At 26.8% G+C, this 12,546-nt stretch carries 11 protein-coding genes; all 11 read left to right on the plus strand.

Annotated elements, in window-relative coordinates:
* The first annotated feature begins 120 nt into the window (after window positions 1–120).
* The 11 genes from T514_RS0119140 to T514_RS0119190 all read left to right on the plus strand — a co-directional run bounded on the left by T514_RS0119140 (window position 121) and on the right by T514_RS0119190 (window position 12,545).
* Window positions 121–471, plus strand: coding sequence for a hypothetical protein (locus T514_RS0119140; RefSeq protein ID WP_008423847.1), 351 nt, complete (start codon window positions 121–123; stop codon window positions 469–471).
* Window positions 468–1,334 carry a diguanylate cyclase domain-containing protein gene (locus T514_RS0119145; RefSeq protein WP_027626230.1) on the plus strand — a complete coding sequence of 289 codons (867 nt, stop codon included), beginning with the start codon at window positions 468–470 and terminating at the stop codon, window positions 1,332–1,334. Before T514_RS0119140 ends, T514_RS0119145 begins: the two co-directional genes overlap by 4 nt.
* A 99-nt stretch (window positions 1,335–1,433) precedes the next feature.
* Window positions 1,434–2,267, plus strand: coding sequence for a C39 family peptidase (locus T514_RS0119150; RefSeq protein WP_027626231.1), 834 nt, complete (start codon window positions 1,434–1,436; stop codon window positions 2,265–2,267).
* Window positions 2,268–2,288: 21 nt separating this feature from the next.
* Window positions 2,289–2,453: a hypothetical protein gene (locus T514_RS27040; protein ID WP_169735833.1), complete on the plus strand. Its 165-nt coding sequence runs from the start codon at window positions 2,289–2,291 to the stop codon at window positions 2,451–2,453.
* Window positions 2,428–3,414, plus strand: a complete 987-nt coding sequence (locus T514_RS0119160; RefSeq protein WP_027626232.1) for a hypothetical protein — start codon at window positions 2,428–2,430, stop codon at window positions 3,412–3,414. Before T514_RS27040 ends, T514_RS0119160 begins: the two co-directional genes overlap by 26 nt.
* 23 nt (window positions 3,415–3,437) lie before the next feature.
* Window positions 3,438–4,022: a helix-turn-helix domain-containing protein gene (locus tag T514_RS25900; protein WP_027626233.1), complete on the plus strand. Its 585-nt coding sequence runs from the start codon at window positions 3,438–3,440 to the stop codon at window positions 4,020–4,022.
* A 192-nt stretch (window positions 4,023–4,214) separates the two neighbouring features.
* The gene (locus tag T514_RS26310; RefSeq protein WP_084284757.1) at window positions 4,215–4,388 is read left to right on the plus strand and encodes a MerR family transcriptional regulator; all 174 of its coding nucleotides are present in this window, start codon (window positions 4,215–4,217) and stop codon (window positions 4,386–4,388) included.
* Between the two features lie 21 nt (window positions 4,389–4,409).
* Window positions 4,410–5,195: a BrxA family protein gene (locus T514_RS0119175; protein ID WP_027626234.1), complete on the plus strand. Its 786-nt coding sequence runs from the start codon at window positions 4,410–4,412 to the stop codon at window positions 5,193–5,195.
* Window positions 5,179–5,760 (plus strand): hypothetical protein, encoded by a 582-nt coding sequence (locus tag T514_RS0119180; protein WP_027626235.1) that lies wholly within the window; start codon window positions 5,179–5,181, stop codon window positions 5,758–5,760. The genes T514_RS0119175 and T514_RS0119180 overlap by 17 nt, the downstream gene beginning before the upstream one ends.
* A gap of 13 nt (window positions 5,761–5,773) precedes the next feature.
* Window positions 5,774–9,220: a hypothetical protein gene (locus T514_RS0119185; RefSeq protein WP_027626236.1), complete on the plus strand. Its 3,447-nt coding sequence runs from the start codon at window positions 5,774–5,776 to the stop codon at window positions 9,218–9,220.
* A 13-nt stretch (window positions 9,221–9,233) separates the two neighbouring features.
* On the plus strand, window positions 9,234–12,545 hold the full coding sequence (locus tag T514_RS0119190; protein WP_027626237.1) for an Eco57I restriction-modification methylase domain-containing protein: 3,312 nt from the start codon (window positions 9,234–9,236) through the stop codon (window positions 12,543–12,545).
* Window position 12,546 lies beyond the last annotated feature (1 nt).

The raw sequence follows: 12,546 nt of genomic DNA on the forward strand, positions 1-12,546 counted from the left end.
AGAGTAATATTATTAAACTATGGAATTTATCGACAATAAAATAAATTTCAAGTAAAATAATAGAATAATTAGACAATTTATGATATTATAGTTTATGAAATTAAGGAAGGTGACATATTTATGGGATATAAATCAGAAGGGACCAAAAAAGCTGAAATAAGTATGAGATTTTCAGAGTTCGAAATGCCTCCTATGCAAGACATATTAATTGTTGGTAAGAAAGCGCCAATAGGTCCAGAGGCTGCTAGAAGAATGGTAGATATATTATCTCCTGATCAATATGAAATAGTTAAAATAGAACATCAGTGTGTGGAAGCAATAGTTGTTAGAAGGACTATCTTAAATATGCTTCCGCAAGATAAACTAATTCCTATAATAATGGAGGAGGTTGAAAGGATTGCTAATGAAGATATGATTATAAAGGCGCAAGTTAATATAACTATCAATGTTAGCAAATCTATAGATTTATGATACAAAGGGTTTTAGATATAATAGATAAAAATTTTTATAAAGTAGATGTATTAGATGGAGTAAAAAAAGTTCAGGAGATTTTTTATCAAAATAACATAGAGTGTTCTGCCGTTTATGATAAGAAAAAATTAGTTGGAGTCTTAACTTTAAGAGAATTAGGAATTGCAAATCCTAACAGAATAGTTGCGGATGTTATGACTAATAGATATATTTGCGTAGATTCACAAACATCTACATGGGAAATTAAAAATTTATTTGATTTTAATCAGAACATAGATGTAATATTTGTAGAAGATAACAGTAAAGTTGTAGGGGTTATTACGAAAAATCAATTAAAAATAGAATTGGGAAGACATATTGATTTACTAACGGGTTTATATAAAAGCGATTATTTATTTTATAATATATACAGTTTAATAGAGCAAAGAAAAGAAGCCTCATTAATATTTATAGATTTAAATAATTTTGGATATATCGATAAGAAATTTGGACATATAAATGGAGATGCAGTTTTAAAAATTGTAGCAAACTTACTTAAAGAAAATATACAACCAGATAATTTTTTATGTAGATATGCAGGGGATGAATTTGCAATTTTAACTACATATAATGCGAATAAGTGTAAAATTCTTTCTAAAAAAATAGTAACGGCAATAAAAGATTATAATTATCCTCATAATATTCCAGTTTCAGCATCTGTTGGCATAGCATGTTGTAATTTTAGTGACAGCATAATTGAAGATAGGATAGAAACAATAAGAAATTTAGTAAATGTAGCAAGTTTAGCATCAACAAAAGCAAAACAGAACATAAATAATGATCATATTATTATTGAAGATTTTGAGATAGGTATAACGGCATAAAATCTTAATAAATCAATAATTTGTATATTAGTTTGAAGAAGGATATGTAATAATTTAATCCTTCTTTTTTAGTTTGAAAAAATAATGGAGGTTGGTTCTATGCTATTAGATCCAAAAAGAGCAGCAATCGTTGCAAAAATAGCGATTCAAGCTGCAAAAGATGATGAAATCAGAAACAAAATAATTTTTATATCACTAGCACCGATTATTTCGGTGCTTTTAATTTTGGCTTTTATTGTATATATTCTTACAAATCCACTTGAAATACTGAGTAGCATTTTCTTTGGAAATGAGTTAACACAGATTAAAAATATAAGAAGCCAGTATGGATATGAGCAGCTGATAAATGCTAATGACAATAGTTATTTAGAAAGTAGTGGGTTAGATTTTTCAGGAGTATCTTTTAAAGATGGAGCTACAGAAGTGGTTTATTATAATCAAGCAGATGAAAGGTGGAAGGACAAGCCGTATGGAAAAACAGGAACTATAGGAAGAAGTGGTTGTGGTCCGACGTCTCTTGCTATAGTTGTGTCAAGCCTTACAGATAAAAAGGTTGATCCAGTTCAAATGAGTCAATGGTCTTATGAAAATGGCTATTACTGCGAAGGTGTGGGTTCTTACCATACGTTAATACCTGATGGAGCAAAACACTTTGGACTTAAAGTAGAAGGTTGCACTTCAAGTGAGCCACAAAAAATAGTAGATGCTCTTGCAGCGGGTAAACTTATAATTGCTATTATGGCAGAAGGACATTTTACAAGGAATGGTCATTTTATTGTACTTAGAGGAGTAACAGCAGATAAAAAGATTTTAGTTGCTGATCCGGTAAGTAGGACAAGAAGTGAAGAAAAGTGGGATATATCAATTATATTAAATGAAGCAAATAAAGGAGCAGATGCAGGAGGTCCATTTTGGATAATCAGTAAACTATAAAATAGAAAGGGGCAGAGTGATTTGAAAAAGAAGTTATTAATAGAGCTATTTATATATATTGTAATTGTAGTTATAGGGTTTATTTTAATATTTACTTATAAACCTAAACACAAACCTATAGATATACCAGCAGACTATAAAGTGGCAAGGAGTGAGAACAGTGTTTTTGTATCTATCAAACAATGAAAACATAGGATTATTTGATTTTTTATCTAAAGAAAAAGGTATGGTAATTAAAAAGCTCTCAGGTGAGTTCTATCTAAAAAAGTTTGTAATTCATGATATGAGAAATTTAAATCACTACTCTTATTTTGCTATAGATTTAAAAGCGCTTAAAGATACTGAAAATGAAATAATTGAAGCAATAACAGCGTTTAAAGCGATGTATGATTCAAGAATTATAATTTTTGCTGAAGGATTAAAAAGAGAAGATGAATTAATATCAAGGCTTATAGAAGAGAAAATCTACAACGTTATAATTTCTAAAGAAATACAAGAGATTAAAGATGAAATACTAAAATGTTTAAGTCATATAGGGAAAACAGAGGAAGATTGGAATCTAAAAGAAAATAATGAAAATCAGTATACATTTAATCATAAAAATATAAAAATAGCAGTTGCGGGAGTATTATCAAGAGTGGGTACAACTACAACTGCTTTTAATATGGCAAGATTTTTATTTAATAGTGGAGCTAAGGTAAGTTATACGGAAGCTAATGACTGTGGGCATTTAAAAGAAATAGCTGCTTATTATGAATTTTTAAAGGTAGAAAATTATTATAGATACAAAGGAGTTGAATACTATCCTAATAAGCAATTTCCTAATGATGTAAACTGTCAAATCTTTGATTTAGGAAGCTTAAACAAAGGAAATATAGCAATATTTAAAAGCTGTGACATTAAAATTCTATGTAGTGGAAGCAAACCTTATGAACTTATAGAAACTTATGAAGCAATTAATTCTATAAAAGATGTTGATTATAATATTTTATTCTCTTCAATATCCGATGAAGAAAATTTAAAAATAAGAAAAAGCTTTGAAAACAGTAATGATAATATACATTTTCTTAAATATTCACCAAGTCTATTTGATGGAAAGATTAATGAAGATATATACAGAGAAATAATTAATGACTTTATTACCTAGACTAGAAGAGAGGAGGAACTAATGTGAAAAAAGGAGAAATGCTTGATAAAGTATATAAATCAAAGCTACCAAGCAGAGCAAAGCAAATAATGTTTTATCTTATAAATAGAGCTAATGCAGAAGGAACGTGCTTTCCTTCTGTAAAAACTATAGCTAGTGATTGCGGAGTGTCAGAAAGAACTATTCAAAGAACCATGAATATTCTTGTAGAAGAAGGGTTTGTTATTAAAGAAGAAAGATATAGGGATAATGGAGGACAAAGTTCAAATCTTTATAAGCTTCAAATAGATCCTGAAAATAACGATATTAAACCTAATGCTAATGAAAATAGATTTGATGAAGAAAAGTTAAAAGATATTGAAGTGAAAGAGGAGACAAGCAACATAGAAAATATTGAAGTTGTTAATTTTGAGGATTATGAAAAAGAAAAAAAGAATATAGTAGATGTTTCAATGGATACACTTTTAAATAAGGTAAATTTTGAAAGTGAATATATATGTCACCCTATGACTTTATATAAGACAGGTAAAAAAAGTAAGCTAATTAGAATCATGTCAACATTAAACTCACTATGTCATGGGGTGGGTGACAATTTGTACCCCCCATGAACTATACAATATAAGGTTTATAGAGATATTGAAAGATAATTATATATTTTAAATATAAATAAATTTTGACATAGTATGCGAATATTTATATATATTACCAATAAATTTGTCAAATATTATTGTAATTCTTCGCTAAAAAGAATAAACTAATAATTGGAATAATATAAACTATTTTAGTATAAGAGGTGCCATATGAACGGATATATGACAGTTCAAGAAGCAGCTGAGAAGTGGAAATTAACAACAAGAAGGGTACAGGTTTTATGTTCAGAAGGTAGAATTCCTGGAGCAACTAAATATGCATCTATATGGATAATTCCTGAAAATGCTGAGAAACCTAAAGACAGAAGAATAGATAAAAGATAGAATAAAAAGGAGTATCGCTTTATGTCAACTTTAAATTGGACTACAACAAGTACATGGATTGATGATAGCATAGAAGTATTAAGTAACATAAGTGATAAAATTAATATTAATGAGCTTGCGGAAAAAGTAAATAATGGCGAAATTCTTGGTGATAGAAAATTATCTTCTTCAAAGAGAGTATTTAGTGCGATAAAAGCAAGATACTTGAATAAAGATGAGGAGAAAGTATTGGCACTATCAAAGGTAATTAAATCAAATCTATCTAAACAAGAAAAGTATAATCATATGTTTTTATATTACTTAGAATATGAAACTCTTGCAAAGGCTTTTTTAGAAGGATATATTTTTAATAATTATAATGAATATTCACAGAAAACATTTACTCAAAAAGATTTAGATAGATTTTTTGAAAAGTTATTTGAAGAAAAAAAGTATATGCTATCCAAAAATTTACAGCAAGAAATATCAGAACAAAGCATTAATAAGGTAAGAAACCAATTAATGAAATTTTTAGAGGATTTTAAATGGGGAGAAAAAAAGGATGAAAAATTGTATATAAAGAGACCTAATCTTTCAGCGGAATGGTTTGTTTATGTATTGTTCTATTATTTTTCAACAGAAACTATAGATATACTGGATGTACACAGATCCAATGTATTTAATAAATTTTTACTTAATAAATATGATATAGAATATTTTATTTCACAAGCAAACATAAAAGGACTGATTGATGTTCAAAGGCTTGGTGATATTAACATAATATCCAAGAAAAATGGAGGTATATTGGAGTATGCAAGAAATTATTAATAATGTATCAAAGGAGATAAATAGAGTAGTAAGCAAACCACCATCCAGACCAATAAGATTGATGTTTTTTGAGAATAAATCACTATATGGAATAGTGATAAATAGCATTAGAGAAAAATACTTTGTGGCAAATGAAATATTAAATGTAAATAGTTTTTTTGAAAGCGAAGTATACGATGAAAATATTGATGAGCTAACAAAAATTGAAAATAAATATGGAATAAGTAGTGGAAGGTTTCAAACTAAGCTATCAGAAATTTTTACTCTATTTTTAGAAAAATTTTGTTATAGTAATAAAATAAAAAAACTTTTAATAATGGAAGATGAAGAGTTATATAATTATGAATTTAATCCATTGGATTATATAAGCAGATATTTAGCTTCAGATGATAGTTTTGCTGTACAAGCTAATTTACCTATAGTATGGGTTACTATAGGTAAAAAAGATCCTTATGAAGAAAATATTTATCATTATTATAAAACAGAACAGACAGAAGGTAGAAGAATAAAAATAACAAATTCTAATTTTGTAGATTGTATATATGATTACAAAATAGAATATTGATAGAGGTGCTAAGATGAAGAAGATATATGAAACTTTTGGCAGAGACATAAAAAGAGAATTTAATGACGTTACTACTGTAGATAGAAAAATTACAGCTTTAGAAATTTATGAATATGTATTGACCGAAAATGTGGAAAACATTATGGGAAATTTTTTTGCTTATTTTTTTGATGATGACAAGCTTTATCCTAATTTGAAAATGCAAACACAGCTTTTACAGGAAAAATATAGAGATAAAATCGGGCCTGGTGTATGGGTTAGAGGATTTTTTGGATCCGGTAAATCTCATTTTATTAAAATACTAAATACAATGTTTACTACAGAATATTTAGAATATGAAGATGAAAATAAAAACAAACAAAAATTAAACGTAATTAAAACATTTCAACAGCAAATAAGAGATCCAAAGCTTTCAGAGTTAATAGGGAATATTAATACTAATGATTATATCACATTTATTTTTTCAGCAAACCATATTACAAGACCAGGAGATACTATACTTGATTGTTTACCAGAAGCTATTTTAAGACAGAATGGAAAATTAGACGGTTTTGAATTGAAGGATAAATATTCAGCAATAGAAGTATCTGAATTCCTACAAAATATATTAAAACAATCTGGAAAGAAAAGAATGATAATTTTTATAGACGAAATATTGGATGTATTAGATGAAGCGGATAAGGTAAGAAAATTTGAAGGCCTTATAGAATTATTGGATGATAGAATATGGTTTGTAGTTACTTCTTTGGAAGCAAAAACAAAATTGTTAAATACACAGACAGCAGAACGAATGATTCATAGGTTTGGGCAGGAACAGATTCTTTATCCTGAAGAGATGCTTAAAATAGTTAAACATAGATATTTAGACAAAAAAGATGAAGCTACAAGTTATATAGAGGAAAAAATAAAATTGGATAAATTCAAATATTTATTTTCTCAAGCATATTTAGCTAATACTGATGATGGAAAAATAGAAACGCCCAATTTAGTTATTTCATATCCATTTTATCCATTCCAATTAGCTTATTTAAAAGAATTATTAAAAAATGAAACTAAAGGTTCAGTAAGAAATCTTATGCAAACTGTTAAGGCTATTATAAAAAATCCTGAGGTATGCAATAAAGATATAGGTTATTTTGTAGATATCAATTTGATTTTTGATGAATTGAAAAATAAACGTGGTATTGATGATGAATATGGTGATTTGATTAAAAGCTTAGAAGGAAATGTAATTATAGATGAAAAAAATAATTATGTAAATATTCAAATATTAGTAAAAATATTAAAAGCTATTGTACTTTTGGCACAAGTTAGACCAGAAGGATCCAAAGCAAGTATGATTTTGCCTCTTGTTTATGAAGAAATTTCAATTAAAGATGAAAATATATTAAAAGATTATATTGATATCTTAGTCAAAGAAAATTATGTGAATAATGAAGGCGGATTTTATAAGCCAATAACAAAAAAAGAATCAGATGTCTGGAGTAAGATTAAAGGTATAAAAATTATTACTGATTCGGAAATTAGAGAGGCATTAAATAAAAGAATATATGAGTTATTTAATACTCAAGTTAAATCAAGTAAAAATATTATTTGGGGTAAAATCAATGATTTTTCAAAAGAAGTAGGATTTGTATTAAAAAAATCAGATGAGAGCATAGAATATCCCAATATATTTTCTTGCATTCCTTTTGATTATGAAATTGAAAAATTAAAAGAAAATGCAAGAAATAATACAAATAATAAAGAGAGCATTTATATAGTTCCACAAAAGAAATATGATGGGGAAGCTTTATTTAATGCAATGAAATTTTATTTGCAAATGGAGGAAGCATTAGGTAAAGAGTTAGATTTTGGTATTGATCAAAAGTTAAGAATTCAAATTGAGAATAAGCGAGATACTACTGTAGGTAATGATATTGAGAAAATGATAGAGGATTGTTTTAAAAATTCAATAATAATTTACTTAGGGAATGAAAACAGAGATTATAATGCTCTGGTAATAGATAGACTTAATAAAGAAGTAGAAAAAATGTTAAAAAGAAAATATTCGCAGTTTTTTGGCAAGATACTTAGAGAATCTGTTGATACATTTATAAAAAAAGAAATTTTAGCCCCTACATTAAAGCTAACAACACAATATTTAAAAGATTTAGATTTAGTGGATACAAATGGAAATATTAATACAAGTAACAGATATTATAATGAATTTTTAAAATCATTTCCACAAAGCGGATTTGGTAAAGATGGAAATAGTATTATGGATGAATTTACAAAAGGTAAATATGGATGGCATCATGATACTATAAAAATCCTAACAGCTTTAGCTTATAAAAATGGTGATATTAAAATATCACAGCAGGGAAAATACTTTAATATTCCTGAAGATATAGATATATTAGTTGGCAGCAGTGGACCTTTTACTTCAAGGGAAAGAGTTAAATATGATTTATATACATTTTCACGGGTTAATATTTCAGATGAAGATATAAGAAAGGCAATAATTAACCTAAAACGACTTGATCCAAATTTAGTTATTGAAATTAAGCTAAAAGATATTGCTGATAAGATAAAAAAGTATTTTAGTGAAAATAGAAAATTTGCATTAAATCAATTAATAAATAATTACGATGCATTTATTAATGAAGAATTAAAAAATACAATATTATACATTAAAAATACAATAAATGAGTTTTCATCCAGAGACGATGCGGAAGAAATAGTAAGCTTATTTAACTCAAAATTTAACGATGATTCAATTTTAGATAATACTAAAAAGGTAGTTAGCATAATAGAAAATATTGGAAAATTAGAATACATTAAAAAAGTATATGACATGTATTTAAGTGATGAAAATAGTAATTCTAAAATAGAAATAAAAGATAAAGGTGTCAAGTTTATCAATGGAGATATAAAATTATATGATGAAATAATGAAAGACTATACTATTAAGTATCAAGAAGCATATAAGGAATATTCAAAAAAATATAATGAAACTATTAAAATATTGAAGGAGATTCCTGAATGGAGCAGCTTAAAAGATGAACAAAGAATTGATATTTTAAATAGTATCCAATTTAAAAAGATTGATGCAATTATACTTAATGGTAAACTTAAAATGCAAGAACTTGGAACATTAGAGGATATAAAAAGATTAACAAAACAATTGGATAATATATTAATAACCTTAATAGAAAAAATTCATGAATATAATGATAAAAATAAAATTGTAATTAAAAAAGAACCTGAAACTATTTATCCTGCATCAGATTTTGGAAATGATAAGTTATATGAAAAACCACAAAGAGTAAAAAGAAAATTTAAAAACTATACTAAAGAAATTGTAATAAATATAGATAGCATAGAGAAGCTTAATGAACTTGATGCAGTATATTCCAAAATAAAAAAGCAGATAGAAAAAGAACTTAATGAAGGAAAGAAAATAACATTAGAACTATAGGGGGAATATCAATATGGCTGACAAGATTAGTTTAAAGGCAAATGTATCAAAAATAAGAGAAATATTGATAAAGGATTTCGCAAGCAAATTTGAAAAACTAGGATTTGATAATAAAGGAAATATATCAATAGATATACCTATGAGTAACCAAGATATGCTTATGAAAAATAATCTTGTGAGTCTTTTTGAGAGTAAAAACATATCTGGAAATCAAAAAGAATTTATAAAATATATTCAAGATTGTGCAAGAACCTTCTTGCACATCTTGATATGTTTTAAAACTATGGAAAAAAGACAACTTATGGGTAAGCTATTGAAAGAAATAATTGCTAATAATATTTACAATGAAGTACTACCTGATTTTAAAAATGTAGATCCGTATGCTTTTATGGATATTGTAGATAAATATGAAGATGAAATAGATGATTTAGAGAGAAAAGATAACTATAAAGAAGATACTGAATACTATAAATTTATTTTAGTTTTACAAGTTCTCTCAAAAGAAATGGCAAAAGAAGTTCCTCTTTTGTTCAAAGATTTTGAACATACTATTTTATATCCTGATTTTGAAAGTATAAAAGCTATTATTAATATACTTTCAAGTATAAAAGATGAAGAGTTTTATGAAGATGATTTTTTAGGTTGGATTTATCAATATTGGGTAGATGTAAAAGCTGATGAAATAAAGATAGCAAAAAATAATGAAGATATAAGCTATAAGGATAAAATATATTCGCTAATTATTAATGAACTTGAAGAGGAGCAAACTCAATTTGGAGAATTTTACACACCAAGATGGGTTGTAAAATATATAGTTGATAATACTCTTAAACCTTATTGGGAAGAAAATAAAAACATTGATAACATTAAATTATTAGATCCTGCCTGTGGAGCAGGTAACTTTTTGGTATATTCATTTGATGTTTTTTATGAGTTATATAAAGCTGAGAGACCAGAATATTCAGAAGAGACTATAGTTAAAAAAATATTAGAGAATAATATATTCGGGGTTGACATACAAAGAGAGCCACTTCAAATATCAGCTTTAAACTTATGGTTAAAAGCTAAGGGTAAAGCTGCAGATGCTAAAATAACTGAAATGAAATTATTTAATATGAATATATTAAAAGCCAATTCTTTGTATAGATATGAAAATGATATAGTGACTTATCAGATTTCACTATTTGATCAAGATATAGACTTTAATGAAAATACATATACAGCAGAAGATATAGGTAAATATATTAGCAATCAAGAAAAAATATTTCAAAGAAAAGCGAAAGATTTCTTTTCTCAAAAGTTTGAAGTTATTGTTATGAATCCGCCTTATTTAGGTATAAGAAAGATGAGAAAAGAAACATCAGACTTTTTAAAGAAACAATATCCCAAATATTATAATAATTTATTTGAAGCATTTATTGCAAGAGCAGAAGAATTACTTATTAAAAATGGTTGCTTAAGTTTTGTGGGATCTGACTCATTTATGACTCTTGACAGTCATGACAAAATAAGGGAACTAATGCTTTCTAATTTTGCCATACGAAGGCTTATTAAATTAGGTGTAGGAGTTTTTGATGGACCAGCAGTAAGTGCAGCACTTTTCTTAGCATTTAAATCAAATAAAAATTCTAAGCAACTTGTAGAATGCTGTGATTTGACTCAAAATACTGGAATTCAAGATATAGACAGTGTAGAATGGGTTAAAGTACAGCAAAAACTTTTCAATAATATTAGTGGAAGTCCATTTATATTTGATATACCAACTAATATTTGGAAAATATTTATTGAATGCAAAAAGTTAGTAGAAGAGGTTAAAATAAAACAGGGAATAATGACTGGAGATAACGGGAAATATCTACGATACAAGTGGGAGATTCCTGATTCATATATTAATAAGCATTTTTTTGCGTATGCGAAAGGTGGGGGATATTCAAAATATTCAAATGATCTTTATGATTACATTAATTGGTATAATGATGGCTATGAAATAAAAAAAGAAGCTAAAGAAAAATATGGAAGTGAAACAAGAACAATTAAAAACCAAGAATTTTTCTTTAAACCTGGACTAACATACAGTAACATTGGAGGTAAATATTTCAGCGTTAGGAATTTACCTTCCAACTGTATATTTGATATGAAAGGTTCGTGTATTTTTAGTGATAATGACAATCTAGATTATATTCTTGGTTTTTTAAATTCAAAATTAACTAGCTTTATTTTATACAAATTAAACCCATCACCAGGATTTCAAGTAGGTGATTTAGAAAGAGTACCATATAAAAAACCTAAAAAGGAAGTTGAAGAAAAAGTTAAAGAAAAAACCATAAAAGCAAAAGAAATAAAAGAATTTTTATTAGGCTTTAATTATATATCTGACTTTTATCATTCAACAGAATTAGAATTTGGATTTAATTATTGCAATAAAAATATAGCAGATGCCTATATACAATATTTAAACTACGCTGAGAAAATTGAAAATGAGTTATATGAAATACAAAATGATATTGATAAATGTATTTATAAAATTTATGATTTATCAAATTTAGATATAGAAGTAATTGAAGAAGAATTTGGAAAATCTGCTTATAATTATGAAAAATTAACTAATCCTTCTGATAAACTTAGCAGAGATGAATTACAACAGTTATATTGTATAGGAGATCCAAAGAAAGAAAGCAGAAGCCAAAGACCTATGAGTATCATAGAAATCGCTGAATATAAAGGGATGAACCCAGATGATGTTCTTGAACTTAGAAAAGAATATGGAATTTATCGAGAAAAGGATCTTAAACAAGCTGTTTTAAACTGGCTAAGAGCTATTGTTAAAGACTATATAAAAGAGCAGGAGCCTAAGTTATATTTAGATGAAGATATTGAAAAAATAATCCGTATTCAAATTGAAAAGAACTTTAAAAATGGATATGAGCTTATTAATGAAGCAGAAGCAATTTTAGAAAAAAGCTTAATTGGTGTTATTAGATCCGGAGTGAAAATAGGTTCATCCAATGTAACAATTGCAGGTAAAGGAGCTAAAGATTTAGATGAACCATTGCTTCAACAGAAGGTTATATCTGGAACTGGAGCAAGTAAAACAATTGTAATTTGGCACCTGCAGCAATTTTTATTGGAATTTGAAGAAGATAAAAAATATGTAATGCAAAATGAAATACGAAGGATTAAAGAACTATTAGAGTCAAGATTAAGAAATTGTAAAGAAAAACTATTGGCAGAAAATATTAAGGCTAAAGATAAAAAAGAACTTGAGAAAGAAGAGAAACTTTTAGTAGAAGGTATTAAAGTGTTAGATAACTGGAAAGTTGTATAGA

It is taken from the genome of Clostridium lundense DSM 17049, from assembly GCF_000619945.1.
GTDB lineage: Bacteria > Bacillota > Clostridia > Clostridiales > Clostridiaceae > Clostridium_AO > Clostridium_AO lundense.